This window comes from Mesorhizobium sp. M1342, assembly GCF_040317955.1.
Classification (GTDB): Bacteria; Pseudomonadota; Alphaproteobacteria; order Rhizobiales; family Rhizobiaceae; genus Mesorhizobium.
Window position 1 is genome coordinate 18,987 of record NZ_JAMYLI010000016.1, and the last position, 24,037, is coordinate 43,023.

Below are 24,037 nucleotides of genomic sequence, written 5' to 3' on the forward strand. Positions count from 1 at the left end.
CCCGCTTTAAGTCTTTGTTTTTATACATGTCGTTCTCCCAAAACCGAGTTCACTTTTGGGCGACATGCATTAGCCCGAAAACAGGACGCCCGTCCGGTTTTCGGGCGGGCGGTGACATTCAGGCATATAAGCGAGGCTATTTCGGCGGGATGGTCAGTGTTGCGCCAACAGGAAGCCGGCGCGGCTCATAGCCCTTGTTGGCGCCCGAAATGACCTTCCATTTGGCACCGTCGCCATAGACCTTCTTGGCCAGATCCCAATAAGTGTCGCCGGCTACGATGACATGGCTGGCTTCGGTCGGCGTGGCCTCCGCGGGCTTTGCCGGTTCTGCAGGTGCGGGAGCTGCTTCAGCGGGCTTTGCTGGCTCGGCCGTTGCCGGCAAAGCCGGTGGCGCTGGTGGGGGAGGCGCTCCCTCGGTCGATACGGCCGGTGGTGTGTTGGCGATATCGCCCGAGTTGGCCGGCAATTCAGGCATTGCAGGTGCCGCTTCAGCAGGCTTGGCGGCTTCAGCCGGATCGGTTGCCGGGGCCGCAGGCGCCGCAGCGACGGTCGCGGCTATTTCGGTGATGCGGCCGTCGAGCTCCGGCGTGTAGGGTCGGTGGGCACCGAGATAGTCGGCAACCACCTGTTCGAGGCCGGGGCCGTAATCGTAGGCATTCTTGGCCTTGTCGGCGAAGACCTTGTAGCCGTCGCCGCCCTGGCGGACATAGTTGTTGGTTGCGACCAGATAGTCCTTGTCCGGCTTGATCGGCGTCCAGGCGCCGCCTTCCATGACTTCCACCGACTTGACGCGGCCGGCATTGGGCGCGACGGATTTGTCGAAGGAATATTTCAGGCCGGCGACCTGCGGGAAGCGCCCGGCGCCGTCCTCGACCTGGCTGAGGCCGCCCTCGAGGCCAGCCACCAGGTCCTTGCCGGAAATCTGGAAGGTCGCCAGTGTGTTCTGGAACGGCAGCACGGTCAGCACCTCGCCCATGGTGACGGTGCCCTTGTCGATCGAGGCGCGCAGGCCGCCGCCATTGGAGATGACGATCTCGACGCCCTGTCCCTTGACGCGGTCGAGGATGGCGTCGGAGACGAGATTGCCCATCGCGCATTCACGGGTGCGGCAGCTCTCACGACTGCCGTCGATGACGTCGGTGGTTTCCGCCACTTCCTTGTTCTTCAACGCCTCGATCGGCGCTCCAAGCTCCTTGATACGGGCGAGCACGGCCGGGTCGGGGGTGATCGACTTGTCGAGATAGATCGGGTCGCCGCTGGCCGATTTGACGACGCCATTGTCGTCGAACACCACCTTGAACTCGCCGAGATATTTCGAGTAGGACGCCGCCTGCACCACCGGCACCTTGTAGCCGTCCGGATTGTCGACCATCGTCGGGTAAGGGCCTTCCGCCTTCGGATCGGTGTTCGACAGCAGGGAATGGCTGTGGCCGCCGACGACGACATCGACGCCCGGGATCTTGGCAATCACGTCGCGCTCGCGCCTGTAGCCGATATGGGTCACGGCGATGATCTTGTTGACGCCTTCGCCCTTGAGCTTTTCGACTTCGGCGGTGATCGACTTGACGTCGTCCTCTATTGCGACGTTGGGTCCGGGGGAGGCGAGGTCCGGCGTGTCGTTGGTGATCGCGCCGATGATGCCGATCTTCTGGCCGTCGACCTCGACGACGATCGATGGCTTGACGCGGTCGCCGAGCTTGGATTGCGCGTTGGCCTTCACATTGGCGCCCAGCACCGGGAACTTGATCATGTCGAGGAACGGCGCCAGGGCCGCCTCGCCGTCGTCGAATTCATGGTTGCCGAGGGCCATGGCATCGAACTTCATGTCGTTGAGGAATTCGCCTTCGACCTTGCCCTTGTAGGTCGTGTAGAACAGCGATCCCTGGAAATTGTCCCCGGCGCTGAGCAGCAGCACGTTCTGGCCTTCCAGCTTCTTGCGCTCCTGGGCGATCGCGGTGATCAGCCGGCCCGCGCCACCGATGCACTCGCCCTTGGTCTCCTCGTCCGCCGAGCAGGTCGATTCATACTTGTTGTTGCCTTCGATGCGGCTGTGCCAGTCGTTGATATGCAGGATGTTCAGCGTGTAGTCGGCAAAGGACGCGCCGGCCGACAGGCCGAGTACTGAGGCTGACAGGGCTGCAATGGCGGCAAGCTTCTTCATCTTCGTCTCCCGGAAAGCTGATCAGAGGCCATTAGCGCCGTTGCTTGACTGGAACATAACAGCCGGCGCTTCGGCCATGTTCCCATCGCGTTCCGGATGACGCAAGCGGAATCCGGAACCCTTTGCCGGCATAAAAAAGGACGGCGGCCAACCGGCCGCCGTCCTTGGAAAACCAATAGTCGTGGGTTCAGACGCGCCTTGTCAGCACGAAATTCTGACCGCTGGAGCTGGTGCAGTTGAGCTGGCTTGTCGACACCATCAGGCAGTTGAAGCTGACCGCGGTCTGGCGGATCAGCGAGGTGCCGTTGATCTGCACCGACGTGGCGCCGGTCATCGTGTAGCTGCCGTCGGCAAGCTTCTGGCCGGTGTCGGTGGCCACGGTCGTGAAGGTACCGCCGGCAAAGGTCGACAGGCCGGTGCCCTTGGCGTCGATCCACGAGCCCTCGACGCCTTTCGGCGCCGCTGCCATCGGCGGTTCATCGGGGCCGCTGGTCGCACAGGCGGCGAGCATCGTCGCAATGGCACCCGCCACGCTCATCGAAAGAATTTTGCGCGCAATGATCATGTGAAAATCCTCTCCTCTCGCATCGGCCCGAAAATCGGAATCGATTTTCGACAGGCACGAGGCGTGCATCCAAGTTTCCAGAGCGACGTGCGTCCAGATGAACACGTATCGCTGTGGTCCGCATCCCTTCAATCGCCCGATTTCCGGGCGATTGCAAGGCAGTGAGGCAGGTAGGCGGTGCTGCTATCGCACAAGGATGTTGCGGAACTGCCACGGGTCGTTGCGGTCGAGGTCTTCCGGGAACAGGCCGGGACGGTTATCGAGCGGCGTCCAGTCGGTGTAGTAGCCCTTGACCGGTCCGAGATACTGGGACTGCACTTCCAGGCACCGCCTGTAGTCCATCTCGTCGGCTTCGACGATGCCAGCCTCGGGGTTTTCCAGCGCCCAGACCATGCCCGAGAGCACTGCCGAGGTGACCTGCATGCCGGTGGCGTTCTGATAGGGCGCCAGCTTGCGGGCCTCGGCGAGCGACAGCTGCGAGCCGTACCAGTAGGCATTCTTGTCGTGGCCGTAGAGCAGCACGCCGAGTTCGTCGACGCCGTCGATCAACTCGTTCTCGTCGAGCACATGATGCACCGGCTGAGGCTTGCCGGCGGCGCCGAACATCTCGTCAAGCGACAGCATCGCGTCGTTGCAGGGATGGTAGGCATAGTGGCAGGTCGGGCGGTAATGCACCTTGCCCTTCTTCGAACGCACGGTGAAGAAATCGGCGATCGAGATCGCCTCATTGTGCGTCACCAGCAGGCCGTATTGCGCGCCGGGCGTCGGGCACCACGAGCGCACGCGCGTGTTGGCGCCCGGCTGCTCCAGATAGATAGCTGCCTTCGAGCCGTGCTTGTGCTTCTTGGCGTTCTTCGGCATCCATGTCTCATGTGTGCCCCAGCCAAGTTCCGCGGGCTGCAGGCCCTCGGAGATGAAGCCTTCGACCGACCAGGTGTTCCAGAACACATTCATCGGCTTCGGCTTCTTGGTGCGCTGGGTGTCGCGTTCGGCGATGTGGATGCCCTTGACGCCGGCCTTCTTCATCAGCTTGGCCCAGCCCTCGCGGTCGTCCTGCGCGGGCTCCGAGAATTCCAGGCCAAGATCGGTGGCGAGATTGACCAACGCCTGCTTGACGAACCACGAGACCATGCCTGGATTGGCGCCGCAGGTGGAGACCGCCGTGGCGCCGCCGGGCTTGTCGTGCTTTTCCTTGAGCAGCGACTCGCGCAGCGTGTAATTGGTGCGGCTGGCGTTGTCCGCCTTGGCGTCGAAATAGAAGCCGAGCCACGGCTCGACGACGGTGTCGATGTAGAGCACACCGAGCTTGCGGCAGAGCCGCATCAGATCCACCGAGCCGGTATCGACCGACAGGTTGATGCAAAAGCCCTGGCCGCCGCCATTGGTCAGAAGCGGGGTCAAGAGCTTTTTGTAGTTCTTCTCGGTCACCGCTTCCTGGACGAAGGCGATGCCGCGCTCGTCGAGCAGCTTGCGGTCGGTGTCGCGCGGGTCGATGACCGTCATGCGCGACTTGTCGAACTTGAAATGGCGTTCGATCAGCGGCAGCGTTCCCCGGCCGATCGAGCCGAAGCCGATCATCACGACGGGGCCGCTGATCTCACCGTAAACGGGCCAGTTTTCATTCGCCATTTTATCGAGCACTCCTTCAAAACCCAGGAAACTGGGAAAACACGCGCAAAACCGGGAATTTCTGCCCGGCGGCCATGCGCTACATCATAGATCATTGTCACAAACCAGCGAAAAGCGCCAACCAGCGGCTACGCTGCGTTGGCTACGTGGTTAAGGCCGAAACCGTGGATGAGTGGCTCTATCCGAGCCTGAGCTTGCCCATTCGCCAAGCGCACCGGTTTAACGGATTTTTGCCCTCGGCGCGGCTGTGGACGCCCGAACCACCAGTTCCACGGGCAGAACGACTTGGCGGGGCGGTTGATTGTCAAGAACCATGCGGGCGGCGAGCCTGCCTTTTCCGATCACGTCTTGCGCGACAGTCGTCAACGGAGGCGTGGTGCGTGCGGATTCGGCAGTGCCATCGAAGCCGATAACCGACACATGGCGCGGCACCTCTATGCCACGACGAACCGCCTCGTCGAGTATTGTGATCGCTTGCCAATCCGACATGGTCAGGATTGCGGTTGCTTCGGGCACATTGTCGAATACCACCGCCCCAGCAGATGGATCGCCCGGCGTCGTCTCGATGATCGGAACATCGTCGATCGACAAGTTCGCCTCCGCCAAACCCTGTTTGAAACCGTCGAGCCTTTCGTCGTCGAGTGAGAAGCCGGCTAGAAGCGGGCGCTCTGCCTGTCCGGGCATGTGCACGATCGGAGGGCCTGGAGTCCTCCGTATGGAAAGGATGGCAAAATGCCGGTGCCCTAACCCGGTCAGATGCCGGACGGCGGCGACCGCGCCACTTCTGCCGTCGATCTTTATCGAATTGATGTCGGGACCTGCGTCATTTTCGAGAATGACGAAGGGCAGGCGCCGTCGTTGTGCCGATGTTATGAGATCGATGTCCCCGCTGTGACCAAGGATGAAGCCGTCAACGAGGGCCTCGCGGATGCTGGCGAAGCGGGTATTGTCGGTGCCGTTTACAAGGCTGAGCGTCGTTCCGGCCTCGTCGCAGGCGAGCGAAACGCCCAGCACCAACTCGCGGCCATAGGGGCTTCTCATCACCTCGGCGATGGCGTAGGCGCCAGGTGGCATGAACCCGATGGCATTGAACTTGCCATCCCGCAGCAATCGTCCTTTCGGGTCGGGGCCGCCAAATCCGAGCGCTCTCGCGGCCGCTTCAACACGTTGGCGCAATTCAGGCCTGACCAGTTCCGGCCGGTTGAAGACGTTGGAAACAGTGCCCCGGGAGACACCGGCAGCCTTGCCCACATCGGCTAGCGTTGGCATTGTGATTCACCCATTTCCCTTCAGTTAGACCATTTTTTGGAGCGCTCCAAGAATTTCGTTGACTCGAAAGTGAAAAAGGCGGATCGTATCACTTGGAGCGCTCCAAGTAAACATATCTGGTATATTTCGCGTCTGAAACAACGGAGATTGTCAAAAGGCTTGGTCACAGCGGCGGCCATGCCCAAGGAGAGAGTCATGGCAGAAACCAATGTTTTTCCAGCCTCGCTTGTCGGTAAGTCTTTCGACTGCGTTTTCGGCCCGTTCGTACCCCGGCTAACGTTTTTCTCGCCGGAGGAATTGCATGTGCAGGCGTCGATCGGTGCCACCGAAATTGACGAGATGGTCAAGATCGACATGACCAGCGTACGCCCGAACCTCGTTCTCATGAGCTGGACGGAGCAGAGCGGCAACTTCATCGTGCAGTTGCAGGATCATGAAAACGGGATCGTCCATAATTATGCGCGTCTGGCCGATGGGCAGCTCTTCTGTGCCCAAGGTGCCATTCAATCCGTTGCGGTGGCGTGACACTGCCGCGTCTTGGCCCGGCCGACCGCGTGCGGCCGGACTCCGATCTGCTGAAGTGCCTGTCATCGATTTCCCTAATGGAGGAGGAAAGTGCGATGGAACTCGCTTACGACAGTCATCTGCTTGCCCGAATTCTGTTGAGCGTCGCGACCGTGGGCTACGGTGTGGTGACGATCAAAGCCGACCTCAACGCCACCCACGCCACCAATCCGCTGTGGACCCCGCACGCCCGGTTTCACGTCGTTTGGCAGGTGCTGAGCTACACCGGAGTTGCGCTGATTGCGCTGGGGCTTATCTGGATCGAGGGGCCACTCGAAGCCGAGCGGCTCTATCTCGCAGGGGGATTGGGCGTCGCTATGTACGGAGCGTTCTTCGTGGCAATGCTCTCACGACCGATTTATGGCGGCGTGCTCTACGACGAGAACGGCTATCTGCCATTCCGACCGCCGTTCGGACCGGCGGGTTGGCGGTGGGATGTCAACGTCACCGTCTTTAGCGCGATGTCCGCGATCCTGCTGCTGGGCCTAGCCGCGATTTAGGACAGCGCCAGCGCCCCGAGCCGGTCGACTAGCCGATCGCGGTCTGATGTCAGGCCCTTGTAGTCGAGCTGCGCGAGATCGAGCGCCTTGAGCTGGGCGGCGAAAGACGCCGCGAGCTTCGCCCGATCAGGGTGCCTGGCCAGCACGGCGAGCGGGTCGAGATGGATGCGGATGGTGAACAGGATATCGCGTGAAACAGGCAGTTTGCGCAGGGTTTGCCGCTCGACGCGGATGAAGGCATGGGCGTCGATGTCGCCATCGGGAAAGCGCGACGGCCGATTTGTAGCGCGGTCGATGCGCTGCAGGTCGGAAAGCGGATGGTAGAGCGCGTTATCGGACTGGATCGACCAGTTGTAGCGCTCGACGGCCTGCCCCTGGAGGCCATCGAACATCCGGTTGATGAGTTCCGCCGGACGCGTGCCCGGGCCGAAACCCGGCACCGGCGCGTGGATGTCCTGCAGCGGCTTGCCAAATTTTTCCAGGAGCGACCAGGACGAGGGAAAGCAAAGCGAGCCGGCAACCAGCCGCCAGCCGCTGTCACTGCTGCGCATCAGGATGAGGTCTTCCTGGACGAGCTGTGAGGCCTTGGCCAGCGGCGCATCGGCAAGGGAAACAGGCAGACGGTTCGCCGCGCCCGCCACCTCGACGCCTGATCCGCCGAGCCGATGGGTTTCGGGGAACCTCTCCAAGAGATGCGCAGCGAGCAAGTCGAGCACTTCCTGCTGGGCGTCCCGCGTGCCGTTTTCCTCGACGAAAACGCGCTCTGGGATTTCGGCATAGAGCCGGCGCTTTTCGGCGAGATACGGCAGCAGATGGGCGTCGACCTCGATCCAGTCCGCCGGGTCGAGCGGCTTCAGCCCGATACTGAACAGTTTCGACGAGCCGTCATAGGGCGTGTGGGTGGGCGGCGTATGCTCTGGGGGTGTGTGAGTGGGCACAGTCGTCATGTTTCAGGTCAGTCTTGCGGGGATTAGTCCGCGCAGCGAATTGCCGACGAACAGGGACTTGGCGGATTTCAGATCGTCCAAGCTGTAGATTGCTTCGCGGGCGCGGCCTTCATCCAGAAGCTGCGCGCGCAATACACCAGGCAGCAGGCCGCAGTCTAGCCGGGGTGTGACCAGCACGCCGTCGCCGAGATCGGCAAAGACATTGGTGATCGTGCCTTCACAGATCTCGCCGCGCTCGTTGGCCATAAGCACCTCGTCGGCCTGGGTGACGAGATATTCGGCGCGGGCATGCGTGTAGAGCTGTCGTCGGCTGGTCTTGTGGCGCAGCAGCGTGTCGTTCGAATCGAGACTCGTCCGCGCCAGCCGCAGTATCCAGACCTTGTCGGCGGCGAGCGGTTCATAAGGTTGCGCCGAGGCCGTCACCTCACCATCGTGCGACAGGACAAGCCGCGTGCGCATGGCAACGCCGGAACCGCCGGCCGCGCTGCTCAGCGCCTCGCCGACCGTGCCTGGATCACAGTGGAAGCCGAGCTCCGCCGCCGAGCCATAGAGGCGCGCAAGATGACGATCGAAGCGCAGGAAGCCCGAGCCGGGTTCCCAGCGCATGGTCTCGATCAACTGAAAGTCGGCGGTGTTCCCGTCGCGAAGCGCGCTTTCAGCAGACACTCCTGATACTCCTCCTGCGCCGTCGAATCGAAGACGACGCCGCCTCCGACATTGTAGACGGCCTCGCCGCCCGAAAAGAGCGAGATGGTGCGGATCGCCACGGAAAAGCGCATCGGTCCGCCGGGCGCGATCCAGCCTATGGCGCCGCAATAGGCATCGCGGGGCGTGCCTTCCAGGTCGCGCAGGATCTCCATGGCACGGATCTTGGGCGCGCCGGTGATCGAACCGCAAGGAAACAGCGCCGCGAAGATCTGGCGGATAGAGAGACCCGGCAGCAGTTTGGCCCTGACGTCGCTCACCATCTGATGCACGGTCGGGTAGGTCTCGATGCGGAACAGCGCCGGCACGTCCAGCGTACCGACCTCGCTGATCAGCGAGATATCGTTGCGAAGGAGATCGACGATCATCCGGTTTTCGGCCTGGTTCTTCTCGTCATTGCGCAGGAAGATCTTCTGCCGTTCGTCCTCGGCTTTGGTGGCGCCGCGCGGCGCCGTGCCCTTCATCGGATGCGTCTCGATCATGCCCTCGGCGTCGATCTCGAAGAACAGTTCAGGCGAGCGCGACAGCACGATGGGTTCACCGAGCGCGATCAGCGCGCCGTATTTCACCGGCTGACGTTCAGTCAATGCATTGAAGGCGGCCAGCGGCCCGCCCGACCACTGCGCATGCACGGGAAAGGTCAAATTGCCCTGGTAGCAATCACCTTGCCGGATGTGCTGGTGCAGCCGCGAGAAGCGTTTTTCATAATCCTCGGGCGACCACGTCGCACGGGCGTCGAAGATCGGGCCGTTGGTCGCCGTGGTGTCGCGCGGCGGCACCGCCTCTTCGACCGGGGCATCGAAAACCCCAAGGCACACGAGTGGGGAGCGGCGTCCGTTAGGCAGCAGGGGAACGAGCTTGGGTTCGAGCAGGTAGCCCGCCTCATACGAGAAATAGCCGGCAAGCCATTTGCCTGCATCATGCGCGGCTTGTGCTGCTTCCAGAGCCGGCCCGAAATCCCCTGCTTCGTGCGCCACGATGATATCGGCCGGCCGGTCGAAAACGAGCTGGCGCGCGCTTTTGTCATTGCGAAAAATTGCGGCGGGCAGGGACATGGGCACCGAATGCTGCGGTCAATGAAGCCATCAACCGCTCTATATGGGGTGCCGCCCGCGCGCAATCGAGGGAACGGCACGCTGCCTCTTAAAGCCGACCTTAGGGCCAACTCAGGAACCAAGAGCAAACGGCGGCGCCGATATGGCGCCGCCGCTTGCAATCGTCAATATTCGCGAGCGATCAGCTGTTGCCGGTGGTTCCGGCTGTTGGAAACTGCTTGGCGAATTCCTTCTCGTTGCCGGAGGCGAGCAGCTTGGCCTGCTCGATCCAGCGTTCGCGCGCGATACGGCCGTCGAAATTCATGACGTCCTCGATCCGTTTGATATCGGCCGCGGTCCAGGACGCGATCTGGGCGAAGTTGGTGACGCCTTGCGCCTTGAGCAGCTTCTCGTTGACCGGACCGATACCGATCAGCCGGCGCAGATTGTCGGGCTTGCCGGATGCTGGGCCGGCTGCTGGCTTGGCTGTTGTTGCAGGCTTGCTCGTCGCGGATTTGGCTGGAGCCGAGGCTTTGGTGGCGGCGGGTTTCGCCGCCGGCTTGGCAGAGACCGCCTTGGCAGAGACCGGCTTGGCAGAGACCGCTTTCGCAGCGGCGGCCGGTTTAGCCGGCGCGGGCTTTGTGGCGGCGGCCGGCGCGAGGGTCGACATCAGGGCCGCCGGCGCCTGGCTTGCCGGCTTTGCCGCGCTGCTTCCGGCGGCAGGTGCGGCCGGCGCGTCGCGCAGCCGGCGCTCGAGGTCGGCGCGGGTCTTGCCGCATGCATCGAGTTCGCCGGTCAGGCGGTCGCTGTCGGTGCGCAGCCTGTCGCGTTCGCTGCGTGTACGGTCGAGGTCGCCGCGCAAGCTGTCGAGTTCACCGCGCAGGCGCCCCCAAAGGAACCAACCGACCAACACGCCTATCAGGAACGCCAGGACCACGTAGAAAAAAGTGCCCATTGTCTCTCTCCAGTCAGATCCGTCTGCCGTGGGTCATGACCTTCGGCGAAGGACTACTCTTGGTGGTTCCGCGGTAAGCAGAACAGCCGGCTTCGGTTCGAGCTGCGGCGATCGGCTTTGCTTGCCCATGGCCAACGGCCGTTGTCGCGTTCGCCTGAGCGCCACGGCCGGCTGAGATTTCTCCTCGCCGATCCGCATGCGCTCCGGCTGAGCTTGGAGCGAAGGCTATCATAGAGCTTGTGGAAAGCTATCGGAAAACTTCGGTGGAGAGTACTTCAAGAACAGATATTTAGGGCGATAGTAGAGCTGTCCCAACATGCATTCCGGCTAAACTGTTAGAGCGACGCCTGAGGGACGCATCTCAGGTGTCGAGCGCTTCCAGCTCGTCGATCAGGCCACTGATGACGCCAAGTCCGATCTGCCAGAAGGCGGGATCGGTTGCGTCGAGCCCGAAGGGTGCCAGAAGCTCGGAATGATGCTTGGTGCCGCCCGCGCGCAGCATTTCGAAATACTTGTCCTGAAAGCCGCGCTCGGCGTTCTGGTAGACGGCGTAGAGCGAGTTCACCAGGCAGTCCCCGAAAGCATAGGCATAGACATAAAAGGGCGAATGGATGAAGTGCGGGATGTAGGTCCAGAACACCTCGTAGCCTTCGCGCAGTTTGATAGCGGGACCCAGACTTTCGGCCTGCACTTCGAGCCAGAACTGGCCGAGCCTGTCGGAGGTTAGCTCGCCGTTCTTGCGTTCGGCATGCACCTTGCGTTCGAATTCATAGAAGGCGATCTGGCGCACGACCGTGTTGATCATGTCCTCGACCTTCTGGGCGAGCATGGCCTTGCGCTCGCGCCTGTCGGTGGTCTGGTCGAGCAGCGAGCGGAAGGTCAGCATCTCGCCGAAGACGGATGCCGTCTCGGCCAGCGTCAGTGGCGTCGAGGCCATCAGCGCACCCTGGCCGCTGGCCAGCACCTGATGCACGCCATGGCCAAGTTCGTGCGCCAGCGTCATCACATCGCGCGGCTTGCCCATGTAGTTGAGCAGCACATAGGGATGCGCCGACGGCACGGTCGGATGCGCGAAGGCACCGGGCGACTTGCCCGGACGCACCGGCGCGTCGATCCAGTTGCGGTCGAAGAAGGTTCGCGCGATCTCCGCCATGTCGGGCGAAAAGCGCTGATAGGCGGACAGCACGGTGTTCCTGGCCTCGTCCCAGCCGATGATCGCCTGGGGCGTATCCGGCAACGGCGCGTTGCGGTCCCAGTGGTTCATCACCTCCATGCCCAGCCAGCGCGCCTTCATCGCGTAGTAGCGGTGCGACAGGCGCGGATAGGCATCGCGCACGGCGGACGCCAGGGCATCCACCACGCTGCGCTCGACGCGGTTGGCGAGATGGCGTGAATCGGCGATGTCCTCGAAGCCGCGCCAGCGGTCGGATATTTCCTTGTCCTTGGCCAGCGTGTTGGTGATCAGCGTGAAGGTGCGCAAATTTTTGCGGAAGGTCGTGGCCAGCGCCTCGGACGCCCGGCGGCGCACCTCGCTATCGGCGTCCTGCAGGCGGTTCAGCGCAGGCTCCAGCGTCAGTTCCTCGCCGTCGATGTCGAACCGAAGGTCGGTCATCGTCTCGTCGAACAGGCGGTTCCAGGCGCCGCGCCCGGTGATCGATTTTTCGTGGAAGAGCTGCTCGACGCGGTCCTCGAGCTGGTAGGGCTTGTCCTTGCGCAGATCGAGCACCCACGGCCGATAGTGGCCGAACGTCGGATCGCCGGCGAGCGCGCCTTCGATGGCGGCATCGTCGATCAGGTTGAGTTCGAGCGCAAAGAACAGAAGATGCGCGCTGGCGTCGGTCATCTTCTCCTGGATATCGCCATAGAGCTTGGCGCGCTGCGGATCGGCGGTGTTGCCGGCATAGACCAGTCCCGCATAGGAGACGATGCGGCCGATCAGTTCCTCCAAGGCCTCGTAGGCGACAAGCGCCTCGCCCAGCCTGCCGGCGCTGCCGCGCTCGGCCTCGGCGGCCAGCGTGCCCTTCCAGCGGCTCTCGAAGCTGATCGCATCAGTGGCGGCCTTGGCGATGTCGCGCTTCAGTTCCGGCGCATCCATGCCGACATAGAGATCGGAAAGGTTCCACTCCGGCAGGTCGCCAAGCTCGGCCGCGCCCTGACTGGACGCTGGCGCCGCAAGCTGCCGAGCAGAAACCATGTGCCCAGAGACCATGTGCATTGCCGACACCTTCCGTGGCCGAGGTTCAAGGGGAAACGAGAAGCCGGTCAAATCCTAAGGAATTCATTCACCGGGTTTTTTGAAACCTTATTTAGAACCCTGTGCCAAGATGGTCCACAGGGCAGAATTCCTCGGGCGGGCAGTCGTACCAGTCATGACAGGTTCCATACTCATAGTCGATGACGATCCCGTGCAGCGCCGGCTGCTCGAAGCGGCGGTGACGCGGTTCGGTTACACGGCAATCGTTGTCGACGGCGGCGCGGCCGCTCTCGATATGCTCGACGGGCCCAGCGCCCGCGAGGTTTCGGTGGTCATCCTCGATCTGGTCATGCCCGGTCTCGACGGCATCGGCGTGCTGAAGGCGATGCGCGAGCGCGACATAAATGTCCCGACCATCGTGCAGACCGCGCAGGGGGGCATCGAGACCGTGGTCTCGGCGATGCGCCACGGCGCCTTCGATTTCGTCGTCAAGCCGGCGTCTCCCGACAGGCTGCAAGCGTCGATCGGCAATGCGCTCAAGGTCGAGGCCGTCGAGGGCGAGGTCAAGCGCACGTCGCGCCGACGCAGCGGCCTTCTGACCTTCAAGGACATGATCACGCACAGCCCGGCCATGGACAGGGTGATCCGCCTCGGCCAGAAAGCGGCGGCATCCAACATTCCGATCCTGATCGAGGGCGAGTCCGGCGTCGGCAAGGAGCTGGTGGCGCGCGCCATCCAGGGCAGCGGCGACCGCCGCTCGAAACCCTTCGTCACCGTCAATTGCGGCGCCATTCCCGACAATCTGGTCGAATCGATCCTGTTCGGCCACGAGAAGGGTTCGTTCACCGGCGCCACCGACAAGCACACCGGAAAATTCGTCGAAGCGCATTCGGGAACCCTGTTTCTCGACGAGATCGGCGACCTGCCACTCGACGTCCAGGTCAAGCTGTTGCGCGCCGTGCAGGACGGTGAGGTCGACCCGGTCGGCGGACGCTCGACCGTCAGGGTCGACATCAGGCTAATTTCGGCGACGCACCGCAACCTCCTGCAGCAGGTCAAGGACGGCAAGTTCCGCGAGGATCTGTTCTATCGGCTGAACGTCTACCCGATCTTCGTGCCGCCGCTGCGCGACCGCCGCGACGACATCCCCTACCTGGTCACCCATTTCATGGAAAAGGTGGCGCCGGCCGACCCGCGTCATCGCCTGCAAGGCATTTCGGCCGCAGCGCTCGCCGTGCTGCAGGCCTATGACTGGCCCGGAAACATCCGGCAGCTCGAAAATGCCGTCTTCAGGGCGTCGGTGCTTTGCGAAGGCGATGTGCTGACCACGGAGGACTTCCCGCAGATCCGGGCGCAGGTGGAAGGCACCGTCAACCTCGATACTGACGGCGGTGTGCTGTCGCCGTCCCTGTCTCCGGAGGGTCGCGATGAAGAAGCCTTGCCCGGCGAGGGTAGCCCGGCAACCGCGTCCGATCCGCCGGCCCGGCTGCAGCCTCGCTTCGGCACGTTGCGGGCGCTCGACGAACGCGGCAATGTGCGTGCGCTGGCCGATGTCGAACTCGAAATGATCAAGCTCGCCATCGATCACTACAACGGCCAGATGAGCGAAGTCGCCCGTCGACTCGGCATCGGTCGCTCGACGCTCTATCGCAAGCTCAAGGAATACGGCATCGACCCCGAAACCGGCCGCGTCGACCGACTCGCTTCCTGAGGCACAAGGCCGGCGCCAGCTTGCAATGCCACAACAGGCCGTATACCGGGCCTTTGGCGGATTGTGGCGGGCCTATGGGCGGCTCTGTTCACGCATTAAGGCTAACGGTAACAGATCGTGTTCCGAACGAAGGCGGAAACATGATCTAAACCAGCGGTTTACCAAGAAACCCTGTGAACAATTTTTGACTGGATATCGCCACGGTGTTACCGCATTTCGGCTTCAATAAGCGATGATTAACCATTAGGATCGATATTCGGATGTGATAACGACACATCCGTTTGGACAAATCCGGGGACAAACGGCAGCCTGCAGGGCCTTTTGATTTGAACAGAATCGAACGACACACAAACGGGCGGCATCATCATTTGAGCGTCTGGCCGAAATGGCTGGCGGTGTTGATTGTCGCTTTTGGTTTTGTTGCCGCGGCTGCGAGCGGAGCCAGCGCCGAAACACGGTCGCTGAAGCTTTATCATCTCCACACCCATGAGAAGGCCGAGATCGTCTACAAGCGCAACGGCCGCTACGTTCCCGAGGGTCTCAGGAAGATCAACATCATTTTGCGCGACTGGCGTCGCAACGAGCCGACCAAGATGGATCCGCGTCTGCTGGATCTGGTCTGGGAGGCATATCGGGAAGCAGGTGCCACGGACTACATCCAGGTCGTCTGCGGCTATCGTTCGCCGTCGACGAACTCGATGCTGCGCGGCCGCAGCAGGGGCGTCGCCGAGAAGAGCCAGCACATGCTCGGCAAGGCGATGGATTTTTACATCCCCGGCGTGCCGCTGAAGAAGCTGCGTAACATCGGTCTCAAGATGCAGGGCGGCGGCGTCGGCTACTATCCGTCATCCGGTTCGCCGTTCGTCCACATGGATGTCGGCAATGTGCGCCATTGGCCGGGTATCAGCCGGCAGGAACTGGTCAGCCTGTTCCCCAATGGCAAGACGCTGCATGTGCCGAGCGACGGCAGGCCGCTGCCCGGCTTTGAGCAGGCGCTCGCCTCCTACAAGGCGCGCAAGGGTTCAGGCTCGCCGGCGATCGAAATGGCCAGTGCTGGCGGCAGCAGCAAGAAGTCAGGTGGCTTCCTGTCGGCTTTCTTTGGCGGCGGCGGCGACGACGAGGCCGACGACAGCGCCGATGTGCAGACCGCTTCGGCCGCCCCCCCGCCCAAGGCGAGAAACCTGAAGCCGGCAGCGGCAGCCAAGACCAGCAACCTCCCGGGCATTGCCATCGTGGCGCCGGAGAATGCGCGGCGCGCCGAGATTCCGCAGGTGACCGAGCAGCAGGCTCCGGAGCCGGAAGAGGACACGCCGGAGACGATCATCGCGGCATTGCCGGCCCGAAGCATTCCGCTGCCGGATTTCGCACCGCGGCCGAAAGCCGATGTCGGCGCTCAGCAGCCTGAGAACGTTCCTTTTGCGATGGCGGAGGCGACAGCCACCACCGAGCAGGCCGTGGCGACCGCGCATGCGCCGGCGAGCGTTCCTTTCGGCTTGGCCGATGCAACGGCTTCGGCTAATCCGGCCCAGATCGCGGTCAACAACATACCGTTGCCGACATGGCGTCCCGACAATTCGCTGCCGGCCGCTCTGGCTGCGCCGCCCAGCAAGGATGTGCTGATGGCGCTGGCCGAGACGGCTGATCAAGGCAAGACCGCGACCGATGCGTTCTCGGTGCTGCCGACGGCGCGGCCCGAGATGGCCAGGCCGGATGCGGTCAAGGCCGTGCTCGACGAGGCCAATGCACAGGTCGGTGCGGCCGATTACCAGCTTGCTTCCTTGTCCGGATCCGAGCCGCGTTCGGCGTTCAACGATCCGGGCACCAACGCCGCATCGCCGCGCGATGCTGTCGTTGCCCGTCCGGCCGGTTCCGATCCGGCCGCCGCGATCGGCGCCGGCGTCAAGACGACCCGCAAGGAATCGAGAGCCACCGCCCGCGACCTGAAGCCAGGCCCCAAGGCCATGGTGGTTGCAGCCGCACCGCAGGCCGCCCGCTGGGCGCTGACCAGCGGCGAGCATGTCGCCACCGTTTCAAGCGCGACGACGGCGCCGGGCTACGCCTACAGCATCGTGCACACGCCGCCGAGCGAGGTCTACACGGCCGGCTTCCAGCCGAGCAGCCAGGTGGCCGATGCCAATCGCTTCACCGGCAACGCCGTCAAGTTCATGTCGGTGGCCCGCTTCCAGACCAAGTGACGGCAAATCAATCGACAAAGCCGCGCCGGGCAACCAGCGCGGCTTTTTGTTGTTCAGCGAACCGGGCCAGCCCGCACGGTCACGCGCGGCTGAACTTCTCGTGAAGCCGGAACGGTCGGCCTATTCCCCGGGTTAATGTAGGTTCGTTCAAACCCGGGGAGATCCATGAAGAACATCCTATTGGCATCGGTCATCGCATTGGCAACCGCTTCGGCGGCCATCGCCCCTACGCAGGCCGAGACCATTGTCGTCAAGACTCATGACCGTATGCACATGAAGAAGCATTGCCGGACCAAGGTGGTCACAAGCTGGAAGCATCACCACAGGGTGGTTGAAAAGGTTCGGGTCTGTAGCTGATCCGGTTCGGAGCCGATTTGGCAAACCCGGTCGACGCGAGTCGGCCGGGTTTTTTCGTGCCGTGGCCGAAGCCTTATTTCGCAAGCTTGCTCGCCGCGCGCGCCAGGGCTTCGATCTCGTCCCACTTGCCGGCCTTGACGAGGTCGTCGGGCGCCACCCAGGAACCGCCGACGCAGACCACGTTGGGCAGGCTTAGATAGTCAGCCGCGTTCTTGGCCGAGATGCCGCCGGTCGGGCAGAATTTCACATCGGCGAGCGGTGAGGCGAAGGCCTTCAGCGAAGCGATGCCGCCCGACTGCTCGGCCGGGAAGAATTTCAGGAAGCGCAAGCCGGCTTCCCGCGCGGCCATGATCTCGCCGGGTGTGATGGCGCCGGGCAGCAACGGAACATCGCTGCCGGCGGCTGCCGACAGAAGCTCGCGGGTGATGCCGGGGCTGACGATGAAGCGCGAGCCCGCGGCAGCCGCCTCTTCGAACTGCCTGGCATTGAGAATGGTGCCGGCGCCGACGATGGCGTCCTCGACTTCACCAGCGACCCGCCGGATCGCTTCCAGCGCATCGGCGGTCCTCAGCGTGATCTCGATTGCCGGCAGGCCGCCGCGCGCCAGCGCGCGCGCCAGCGGCACGGCATTGGCGACATCAGAGATCTTCAGCACCGGGATGACCGGCTGGCCGTTGAGGAGCGACAGGAGTTTTTCGGTCTTGCTGGGCATGTGTCTCTCCGTGGCGTGGGACAATTCAACCGATTAGCAGAAGGCCGTTTTCCTGTCCACGAAACCGGCCGTGTCGCGATGTCACGCGTCGCCCATGCTCGCCAGGCTTAGCTCACAAAGGCGGCTGTCAGCTCGGCGGTGTCGGCAGTTTTGTTTCAGGATAGGAATTTTTTCTTGACTCCCTGACCTCAGCTATGGTACAAATTCGCCCATGGTGCAGATTTGCGCCAGTGACCTCCGAACAGGATGCTTGCTCTGCCTTGAATCGGCTTTCGTGAGCGTTTAGTGGCTTCGGCAATGACATCCCTTCCGCCCTTCCGCGTCGCAGCGCTCTATCGGTTTGCCCGGCTCGACGCTTTCGAAGAACTGCGCGCGCCGCTCGCCGCCTTCTGCTGCGGGCGCGGCATCAAGGGCACGCTGCTTCTGGCGCATGAAGGCATCAACGGCACCGTCGCCGGCAGCGAGACGGCAATTGCCGAACTGATCCTGTACCTTGAAGCCATCGAAGGGCTGGCTGGCCTCGAGGTCAAGTACAGCGCAGCCGCGGACATGCCGTTCCACCGCATGAAGGTGCGGCTGAAGCGCGAGATCGTTACCATGGGTGTCGACGACATCGATCCTTCGAAAAGTGCCGGCACCTATGTCGCGCCGGCCGACTGGAACGCGCTGATTTCGCAGCCCAGCACTGTCATCATCGACACGCGCAACGCCTACGAGGTGTCGATCGGCACATTCAGGGGTGCGATCGACCCGGCCACCGCAAGCTTCCGCGAGTTCCCGGCCTGGGTGGAGGCGCACCGGGGGGCGTTCGAAGGTCGCAAGGTGGCGATGTTCTGCACCGGCGGCATACGCTGCGAAAAGGCAACCGCCTATGTCAAATCGCTCGGCTTCGAGGATGTCTTTCATCTCAAGGGCGGCATCCTCAAATACCTTGAAGAGGTTCCGGCCGAACAGAGCCTCTGGCAAGGCGAGTGCTTCGTCTTCGACGAGCGCGTTTCGGTGTCGCACGGCCTCGCCGAGGGCGAAGCGGAACTGTGCCGGGCCTGCCGCCACCCGCTGACACCGGGCGACCTGACGTCGCCCAAATTCGCCGCCGGTATTTCCTGCCCGCATTGTTTCGATGCGCGTTCGGACGAGGACCGCCAGCGTTATGCCGAGCGCCAGCGCCAGGTCGAGCTTGCGCAGGCGCGGGGCAGAGAGCCGCATATCGGCTCCTGATCCAGGCATCGAGCTGCTGCAAAGCGGCCGCTGTCATTGCAATGTCAAGTTTCGGGACTTACGTCTTCGACGTTCGAAACCTGCCCGTTCGGCCGGGCAAATCCTGGAGGCACTGAATGTTCGATCCCAAGAAGCTTCTCGACGATCTGCTCGGCTCGCAAATCCCCGGCACCAGCGGCACCGTTCGCGACAAGGCGGGGCAGGCCGTGCAGATGGCCAAGGACAATCCGCTGGCCGCCGGCGCACTGGCCGCCGTGCTACTTGGAACTGGTGCCGGTCGTAACGTAACGGGCGCCGCGGTGAAGCTTGGCGGACTGGCTGCCATCGGCGGTCTCGCCTACAAGGCCTACCAGAACTACAAGGCCGGCAACGCACCCGCCGAAGCACCGGCGGCCGGCGAACCGGAATTGCTGCCGCCGCCCAAGGACACCGCCTTCCACCCGTCGCAGGCGCCGCAAGGCGAGGACGAATTCACGCTGACCCTGATACGGGCGATGATCTCGGCGGCGAAGGCCGATGGCCATATCGACGATGAAGAGCGCCAGAAGATCGCCGGCAAGCTCAGCCTGGCCGGCATAGACTCCGATGCCGAAAAGTTCCTGATGGCGGAGCTGGCAAGCCCGCTCGACCTCGACACGCTGGTGGCCGGCGCCAAGACCGACGCGCAGAAGCTCGAACTCTACACGGCATCGCGCCTGACCATCGATCCCGACACCCGCGCCGAGCGTGGCTATCTCGACCTGCTTGCAGGCCGGCTCGGCCTGCCGGACGCGCTGGTCGACCATGTCGAGGCAACGGTTTCGGCGGCCAAGGTGCCGGCCAAGGCAGGGACATCACCCAATCCGCGCTGGTAGGCCAAAACGGCACAGGAGGCACTTTCCGGGTTAACCTCTCGTTAACCCAGCAAGCGCATCATTCAACACAGTCGGATCGGCTTTTCCTCCTCCCAAGCCCGGTTCAGATCAGGGGCGGTCGCCAATGGCCGCCCTTTTTGTCGGCCCGATCGGATGGACACGCTTGCCATCGCCGCCGTCATTTGCGATGCCTTCCTTTTTCGAGCCAAAACCCGAAAATCAGTCGAGCAAGCGCAGCTCTGCCGGAGGACAACAGCCATGACCGAGCAAAGAACCGCCATCGTCACCGGGGCCGGCACGGGCATCGGCAAGAGCGTCGCCACGGCGCTGCTCAAGAACGGCTGGAACACGGTATTTTGCGGGCGCCGCAAGTCGGTGCTGGACGCTGCGGTCGCCGAGGCCGGCCGCACCGACGCCAAGGCCTTGGCGGTAGCCTGCGATATCAGCAAGGCAGGCGAGGTCGACGATCTGTTCGAGACCGTGGCGGCGGCCTTCGGCCGTGTCGACCTGCTCTTCAACAATGCCGGCATGGGCTACAAATCGGCGCCAATCGACGAGATACCGGTCGAAGTGTGGAACGATATCGTCGGCGTCAATCTCACCGGTTCGTTCCTGTGTGCCCGTGCCGCCTTTGGCGCCATGCGCAAGCAGAAGCCGATGGGTGGCCGCATCATCAACAACGGTTCGGTGTCGGCCTATACGCCGCGCCCGGGCTCGGTGCCCTACACGGCGACCAAGCATGCCATCACCGGGCTGACCAAGACGCTGGCGCTGGACGGAAGACCCTATGACATTGCCTGCGGGCAAATCGACATCGGCAACGCGCTGACCGACATGGCGCAGCCGATGACGGTCGGCGTGCCGCAGGCCAACGGCTCGATATCAGCCGAAGCGGTGATGGACGTTCAGCACGTTGCCGACGCCGTTGTCCACATGGCCAGCCTGCCGCTCGACGCCAACGTGCTGTTCATGACGGTGATGGCGACCAAGATGCCGTTCGTCGGGCGTGGATAGTTATTTCCCAGCCAACGGCACGCCCGGCAGGTAGAGCGCGATTGGACGGATTTCGTAGATGGCGGTCGGATTAACGCGGCGCAGGTCGCGGGCGATAACGATCGCATCGTCACGTGTCGCGCAGTCGACGACATAGAGACCGAGGAGTTGCTCCTTCGTCTCGGCGAACGGCCCGTCAAAAACGGTTCCGTCGCCCGGTCCGCGCAAGGTGCAGGCCGACTGGGTCGCCCCAAGCCGCGCCGATGGGCCAAGATTGCCTTCCCGGTAAAGCCGATCGTTAATTTCGAGCAGGTCGACCATCAATGCCGCGTCCTGCTCCGGCGTCAGCGCGGTGATGGCTCCTTCCACATGGTAGGCGAGGATGGCGTAAAACATCGAGTCACCTTCTGTCGTGATTGCAAACATCCAGCGCCGGTCGCTAGGCCCGACAGCCTCACTTGCCCAGGAACGCTCCGATCCGCTCCAGTGCCCGCAAGATGTTCTCCTCGGAGTTGGCGTAGGAGAGCCTGATATAGCCTTCGCCGAGAATGCCGAAATCGGGGCCGCCGATCAATGCCACGCCGGCCTCGTCGAGCAGCGTCGAAGCGAGCTTCTTTGCTTTCCAGCCGGTCTTCGAGACGTTGGGGAAGGCATAGAACGCGCCCTTGGGCGTGATGCAGGTAATGTTGGGCAGGGCGTTCAATCCCTCGACCACGATCTTCCTGCGGCGGTCGAAAGCGCGCATCATCTTGTCGACATCGTCCTGCGGGCCGTCGATGGCCGCGATGCCGGCAAACTGGCTCGGCGCGTTGACGCAAGACCAGCAATTGACCGCCAGCTTGCGCACCTTGTCGTAGAGGTGAGCGCCCTTGTCGCCATTCGGCCAGATCGACCAGCCCATGCGCCAGCCGGTCATCGCCCAGGTCTTCGACCAGCCATTGAGCACGATCAGCCGGTCGCGGATCTCGGGAAAGCCAAGCAGCGAGCAATGCGTCTCGCCGTCATAGGTCATCACGTCGTAGATTTCGTCGGAGAGGATGGCGACCTGGGGATGCGCCTCCAGCCCCTTGACCAGCTTCTCGATCTCGGCCCGCGGCGTGACGCCGCCGGTCGGGTTGGCAGGTGAGTTGAGGATCAACAGCCTGGTCTTCGAGGTGATCAGCGCCAGCGTCTCCTCGGCGGAGAAGGCAAAGCCGTTTTCCTCGCGCATGGGTACTGGAATAGGTGCCGCACCGGTGAACTCGATCATCGAGCGGTAGATGGGGAAGCCCGGATCGGGATAAAGGATCTCGGCGCCAGGCTCGCCGAACATCAGGATCGCGGCGAACATGGTCGGCTTGCCGCCGGGCAGGATCATCACCGTTTCAGGCGATATCTCGACGCCGGTGGTGGTCAGCGTGCGCCGCACCACCGCCTCGCGCGTTGCCAGCAGGCCATTGGCCGGCGTGTAGCCGTGATGGCCGTCGCGCAGCGCCTTGATCGCCGCCTCGACGATGTGCTGCGGCGTCTTGAAGTCGGGCTGGCCGATGCCGAGATTGACGATGTCGCGGCCCTGTTGGGCCAGTGCTGTTGCCCGTGCCAGCACCGCGAAGGCATTTTCCTCGCCGAGACGGTCGAAAGCCGAAATCGTGTGGAGCATTTTTCCCGTCCGTGTGGTTCTTGCTGTTGGGTCGCGTTTTTGTGAGCTTCGGCTGGCAAAAGTCAAACGGATTGGAGCTTTCGGTGACGGAAAATCTGAAAGATTGGCAACCGCGCCCGCGGCCCGAACGCAAGGCCATCGACGGAAGCTATGTCCGGCTTGAGCCGCTGAGCGCCGCAAAACACGGCGATGAGCTCTATGAGGCGTCTTCCGTGTCCGATGTCGATGGCCGCTTCGCCTGGCTGCCCGACTATCCGCCTGAAACCCGCGTTGCCTTCCAACCCTGGCTGGACAAGGTCGAGGCCAGCGAGGATCCGCTGTTCTTTGCCGTCATCGACAAGGCCAGCGGCAAGGTCGCCGGGCGCCAGACCCTGATGCGCATCGATCCGGCCTACGGCGTCATCGAGATCGGCAACATCTATTGGGGTCCGCTCATCTCGCGCAAGCCGGGAGCGACCGAAGCGCAGTTCCTGTTCATGAAATACATCTTCGACGAACTCGGCTATCGCCGCTACGAATGGAAGTGCAACAACCGCAACGAGCCGTCGAAGCGGGCCGCCGAACGGTTCGGCTTCAAGTTCGAGGGCATTTTCCGCCAGCATCTGATCGTCAAGGGTGAAAACCGCGATACGGCATGGTATTCGATCATCGACAAGGAGTGGCCAGCCTTAAGCAAAGCCTATGAAGCGTGGCTCGATCCGGCCAATTTCGATAGCGACGGCCAGCAGAAGCGACGGCTTGAGGATTGTCGCGCGCAGTTCGGTGCGTGAGATCAGGCGCGTAACGGGAGTTGCCATTGGCCCACACCCACGATCACAGCGGGCATGATCACACTGGGCACGATCATGGGCCGGGTCATGTGCATGGCTCGACCGACAAGAAACGCGTGCTTATCGCGGCCTGCCTGACCGGCGGCTTCATGGTCGCCGAAGCGCTTGGCGGTATCCTCACCGGGTCGCTGGCGCTGCTGGCCGATGCAGGCCACATGCTCGCCGATTCGATCGCGCTCGGCCTTGCCTGGTACGCGTTTCATCTCGCGGGACGTCCGGCGACCGTTCGCCTCACCTATGGCTTCGGCAGGGTCAAGACGCTGGTGGCCTATACAAACGGCATTGCCATCTTCGTCATCGCGCTGTGGATCGTCTACGAGGCCTGGGGGCGGCTGCAGGCGCCGGCGCCGGTGCTTGGTGGGCCGATGCTGGTGGTGGCGATCCTCGGCCTGCTGGTCAATATCGGCTCCTTCCTGGTGCTGCATGGCGGCGACCGCGAGAACCTGAACATGCGCGGCGCCATCCTGCATGTGCTGGGCGATCTGCTCGGCTCAGCCGCCGCCATCGCGGCGGCGTTGGTCATTCTGACGACCGGCTGGACGCCGATCGACCCGATCCTGTCGGTCCTGGTCTCGCTGCTGATCCTGTATACGGCGTGGTCGCTGATGCGCGCCGCCGCCCATGTCCTGCTCGAGGGTGTGCCACCCAGCCTCGACCGCGATCTGATCGCCAGGGACATCGAAGCGACGGTCCGGGGCGTCCGCGAAGTGCATCACATGCATGTCTGGTCGCTCGACGGAACCAGCAACATGGCGACGCTGCATGCCTGTCTCGACGAGGGCGTCGACGCGCACCAGGCGGTCAGCGCCGTCAAGAAGCGGCTTGCCAGCGAGCACGGCATCAGCCATGCCACCGTGGAACCGGAATTCGGACAGTGCGCCGACGATAGCCACGAGCACGGCCACGGGCACGGGCATGAAGCGGCCGCGCACCACGACCACCATCACTAGGACCGATCGATTGGTCCTGCCTCAGGAGTTCCAAACCTTGAAAACCAGCTTGATG

At 63.0% G+C, this 24,037-nt stretch carries 22 protein-coding genes; 10 read left to right on the plus strand and 12 right to left on the minus strand.

Features of this window, described 5'->3' with window-relative positions:
- Positions 1 to 136: 136 nt before the first annotated feature.
- The 4 genes from NKH06_RS17825 to NKH06_RS17840 form a co-directional block, all read right to left on the minus strand.
- Positions 137 to 2,161, minus strand: coding sequence for a 5'-nucleotidase C-terminal domain-containing protein (locus NKH06_RS17825; protein ID WP_352893579.1), 2,025 nt, complete (start codon positions 2,159 to 2,161; stop codon positions 137 to 139).
- A 187-nt stretch (positions 2,162 to 2,348) separates the two neighbouring features.
- A complete protein-coding gene (gene omp10, locus NKH06_RS17830; RefSeq protein ID WP_127259982.1) occupies positions 2,349 to 2,726 on the minus strand; it encodes an outer membrane lipoprotein Omp10 in 378 nt (125 codons plus the stop codon).
- 183 nt (positions 2,727 to 2,909) lie between these two features.
- A complete protein-coding gene (locus NKH06_RS17835) occupies positions 2,910 to 4,355 on the minus strand; it encodes a homospermidine synthase (RefSeq protein ID WP_128303116.1) in 1,446 nt (481 codons plus the stop codon).
- A 219-nt stretch (positions 4,356 to 4,574) separates the two neighbouring features.
- Positions 4,575 to 5,606, minus strand: a complete 1,032-nt coding sequence (locus NKH06_RS17840; RefSeq protein WP_352893581.1) for a LacI family DNA-binding transcriptional regulator — start codon at positions 5,604 to 5,606, stop codon at positions 4,575 to 4,577.
- 213 nt (positions 5,607 to 5,819) lie between these two features.
- Between NKH06_RS17840 and NKH06_RS17845 the strand changes: the two genes are divergently transcribed.
- Both NKH06_RS17845 and NKH06_RS17850 read left to right on the plus strand, forming a co-directional pair.
- Complete coding sequence (locus tag NKH06_RS17845) at positions 5,820 to 6,149, plus strand: MoaF-related domain-containing protein (RefSeq protein ID WP_023810059.1); 330 nt, start codon at positions 5,820 to 5,822, stop codon at positions 6,147 to 6,149.
- Between the two features lie 95 nt (positions 6,150 to 6,244).
- Positions 6,245 to 6,688 carry a hypothetical protein gene (locus NKH06_RS17850; protein WP_031212814.1) on the plus strand — a complete coding sequence of 148 codons (444 nt, stop codon included), beginning with the start codon at positions 6,245 to 6,247 and terminating at the stop codon, positions 6,686 to 6,688.
- Here NKH06_RS17850 and NKH06_RS17855 read toward each other — a convergent pair.
- The 5 genes from NKH06_RS17855 to NKH06_RS17875 all read right to left on the minus strand — a co-directional run bounded on the left by NKH06_RS17855 (position 6,685) and on the right by NKH06_RS17875 (position 12,538).
- Positions 6,685 to 7,635: a heme-dependent oxidative N-demethylase family protein gene (locus NKH06_RS17855; protein WP_352751637.1), complete on the minus strand. Its 951-nt coding sequence runs from the start codon at positions 7,633 to 7,635 to the stop codon at positions 6,685 to 6,687. The two genes, NKH06_RS17850 and NKH06_RS17855, sit on opposite strands and share 4 nt — an antisense overlap.
- 3 nt (positions 7,636 to 7,638) lie before the next feature.
- Positions 7,639 to 8,301 (minus strand): aminotransferase class IV family protein, encoded by a 663-nt coding sequence (locus NKH06_RS17860; RefSeq protein ID WP_352751639.1) that lies wholly within the window; start codon positions 8,299 to 8,301, stop codon positions 7,639 to 7,641.
- Positions 8,250 to 9,395, minus strand: coding sequence for an aminodeoxychorismate synthase component I (locus NKH06_RS17865; RefSeq protein ID WP_352893583.1), 1,146 nt, complete (start codon positions 9,393 to 9,395; stop codon positions 8,250 to 8,252). Before NKH06_RS17865 ends, NKH06_RS17860 begins: the two co-directional genes overlap by 52 nt.
- 181 nt (positions 9,396 to 9,576) lie before the next feature.
- Positions 9,577 to 10,329: a helix-hairpin-helix domain-containing protein gene (locus tag NKH06_RS17870; RefSeq protein ID WP_352893584.1), complete on the minus strand. Its 753-nt coding sequence runs from the start codon at positions 10,327 to 10,329 to the stop codon at positions 9,577 to 9,579.
- A 361-nt stretch (positions 10,330 to 10,690) separates the two neighbouring features.
- Positions 10,691 to 12,538 (minus strand): M3 family oligoendopeptidase, encoded by a 1,848-nt coding sequence (locus NKH06_RS17875; protein WP_502914501.1) that lies wholly within the window; start codon positions 12,536 to 12,538, stop codon positions 10,691 to 10,693.
- A 160-nt stretch (positions 12,539 to 12,698) separates the two neighbouring features.
- On the opposite strand from NKH06_RS17875, the gene NKH06_RS17880 reads away from it, so the two are divergent.
- From NKH06_RS17880 to NKH06_RS17890, 3 genes are all read left to right on the plus strand, one after another.
- Entirely contained in the window at positions 12,699 to 14,234 is a 1,536-nt protein-coding gene (locus NKH06_RS17880) for a sigma-54-dependent transcriptional regulator (protein ID WP_352893587.1), read from the plus strand.
- 368 nt (positions 14,235 to 14,602) lie between these two features.
- A complete protein-coding gene (locus NKH06_RS17885; RefSeq protein ID WP_352893588.1) occupies positions 14,603 to 16,429 on the plus strand; it encodes a peptidoglycan L,D-endopeptidase MepK in 1,827 nt (608 codons plus the stop codon).
- A gap of 165 nt (positions 16,430 to 16,594) precedes the next feature.
- The gene (locus NKH06_RS17890) at positions 16,595 to 16,786 is read left to right on the plus strand and encodes a hypothetical protein (protein ID WP_023810050.1); all 192 of its coding nucleotides are present in this window, start codon (positions 16,595 to 16,597) and stop codon (positions 16,784 to 16,786) included.
- 73 nt (positions 16,787 to 16,859) lie between these two features.
- On the opposite strand, the gene NKH06_RS17895 is transcribed toward NKH06_RS17890, so the two are convergent.
- Positions 16,860 to 17,498, minus strand: coding sequence for a 2-dehydro-3-deoxy-phosphogluconate aldolase (locus NKH06_RS17895; RefSeq protein ID WP_352610349.1), 639 nt, complete (start codon positions 17,496 to 17,498; stop codon positions 16,860 to 16,862).
- A 297-nt stretch (positions 17,499 to 17,795) separates the two neighbouring features.
- On the opposite strand from NKH06_RS17895, the gene trhO reads away from it, so the two are divergent.
- From trhO to NKH06_RS17910, 3 genes are all read left to right on the plus strand, one after another.
- On the plus strand, positions 17,796 to 18,716 hold the full coding sequence (gene trhO / locus NKH06_RS17900; protein ID WP_352893590.1) for an oxygen-dependent tRNA uridine(34) hydroxylase TrhO: 921 nt from the start codon (positions 17,796 to 17,798) through the stop codon (positions 18,714 to 18,716).
- A 116-nt stretch (positions 18,717 to 18,832) separates the two neighbouring features.
- The gene (locus NKH06_RS17905; protein WP_127809400.1) at positions 18,833 to 19,570 is read left to right on the plus strand and encodes a tellurite resistance TerB family protein; all 738 of its coding nucleotides are present in this window, start codon (positions 18,833 to 18,835) and stop codon (positions 19,568 to 19,570) included.
- A gap of 258 nt (positions 19,571 to 19,828) precedes the next feature.
- Positions 19,829 to 20,584, plus strand: coding sequence for an SDR family oxidoreductase (locus tag NKH06_RS17910; protein WP_352893592.1), 756 nt, complete (start codon positions 19,829 to 19,831; stop codon positions 20,582 to 20,584).
- Here the strand turns inward: NKH06_RS17910 and NKH06_RS17915 are convergent, their stop codons facing one another.
- Both NKH06_RS17915 and NKH06_RS17920 read right to left on the minus strand, forming a co-directional pair.
- On the minus strand, positions 20,585 to 20,959 hold the full coding sequence (locus tag NKH06_RS17915; protein WP_352893594.1) for a YciI family protein: 375 nt from the start codon (positions 20,957 to 20,959) through the stop codon (positions 20,585 to 20,587).
- A gap of 58 nt (positions 20,960 to 21,017) precedes the next feature.
- A complete protein-coding gene (locus NKH06_RS17920) occupies positions 21,018 to 22,202 on the minus strand; it encodes a pyridoxal phosphate-dependent aminotransferase (RefSeq protein WP_352863312.1) in 1,185 nt (394 codons plus the stop codon).
- Between the two features lie 83 nt (positions 22,203 to 22,285).
- Between NKH06_RS17920 and NKH06_RS17925 the strand changes: the two genes are divergently transcribed.
- Complete coding sequence (locus tag NKH06_RS17925) at positions 22,286 to 22,972, plus strand: GNAT family N-acetyltransferase (protein ID WP_352893595.1); 687 nt, start codon at positions 22,286 to 22,288, stop codon at positions 22,970 to 22,972.
- Positions 22,973 to 22,998: 26 nt separating this feature from the next.
- A complete protein-coding gene (locus NKH06_RS17930; protein ID WP_352893597.1) occupies positions 22,999 to 23,982 on the plus strand; it encodes a cation diffusion facilitator family transporter in 984 nt (327 codons plus the stop codon).
- The last annotated feature ends 55 nt before the right edge of the window (positions 23,983 to 24,037 follow it).

Excerpts from the sequence above, each read along its gene's own strand:
- NKH06_RS17825 (WP_352893579.1), bottom strand. The coding sequence starts at position 2,161 with ATGAAGAAGCTTGCCGCCATTGCAGCCCTGTCAGCCTCAGTACTCGGC.
- omp10 (WP_127259982.1), bottom strand. The coding sequence starts at position 2,726 with ATGATCATTGCGCGCAAAATTCTTTCGATGAGCGTGGCGGGTGCCATT.
- NKH06_RS17835 (WP_128303116.1), bottom strand. The coding sequence starts at position 4,355 with ATGGCGAATGAAAACTGGCCCGTTTACGGTGAGATCAGCGGCCCCGTC.
- NKH06_RS17845 (WP_023810059.1), top strand. The coding sequence starts at position 5,820 with ATGGCAGAAACCAATGTTTTTCCAGCCTCGCTTGTCGGTAAGTCTTTC.
- NKH06_RS17850 (WP_031212814.1), top strand. The coding sequence starts at position 6,245 with ATGGAACTCGCTTACGACAGTCATCTGCTTGCCCGAATTCTGTTGAGC.
- NKH06_RS17855 (WP_352751637.1), bottom strand. The coding sequence starts at position 7,635 with ATGACGACTGTGCCCACTCACACACCCCCAGAGCATACGCCGCCCACC.
- NKH06_RS17865 (WP_352893583.1), bottom strand. The coding sequence starts at position 9,395 with ATGTCCCTGCCCGCCGCAATTTTTCGCAATGACAAAAGCGCGCGCCAG.
- NKH06_RS17870 (WP_352893584.1), bottom strand. The coding sequence starts at position 10,329 with ATGGGCACTTTTTTCTACGTGGTCCTGGCGTTCCTGATAGGCGTGTTG.
- NKH06_RS17875 (WP_502914501.1), bottom strand. The coding sequence starts at position 12,538 with ATGGTCTCTGGGCACATGGTTTCTGCTCGGCAGCTTGCGGCGCCAGCG.
- NKH06_RS17880 (WP_352893587.1), top strand. The coding sequence starts at position 12,699 with ATGACAGGTTCCATACTCATAGTCGATGACGATCCCGTGCAGCGCCGG.
- NKH06_RS17890 (WP_023810050.1), top strand. The coding sequence starts at position 16,595 with ATGAAGAACATCCTATTGGCATCGGTCATCGCATTGGCAACCGCTTCG.
- NKH06_RS17895 (WP_352610349.1), bottom strand. The coding sequence starts at position 17,498 with ATGCCCAGCAAGACCGAAAAACTCCTGTCGCTCCTCAACGGCCAGCCG.
- trhO (WP_352893590.1), top strand. The coding sequence starts at position 17,796 with ATGACATCCCTTCCGCCCTTCCGCGTCGCAGCGCTCTATCGGTTTGCC.
- NKH06_RS17905 (WP_127809400.1), top strand. The coding sequence starts at position 18,833 with ATGTTCGATCCCAAGAAGCTTCTCGACGATCTGCTCGGCTCGCAAATC.
- NKH06_RS17910 (WP_352893592.1), top strand. The coding sequence starts at position 19,829 with ATGACCGAGCAAAGAACCGCCATCGTCACCGGGGCCGGCACGGGCATC.
- NKH06_RS17915 (WP_352893594.1), bottom strand. The coding sequence starts at position 20,959 with ATGTTTTACGCCATCCTCGCCTACCATGTGGAAGGAGCCATCACCGCG.
- NKH06_RS17920 (WP_352863312.1), bottom strand. The coding sequence starts at position 22,202 with ATGCTCCACACGATTTCGGCTTTCGACCGTCTCGGCGAGGAAAATGCC.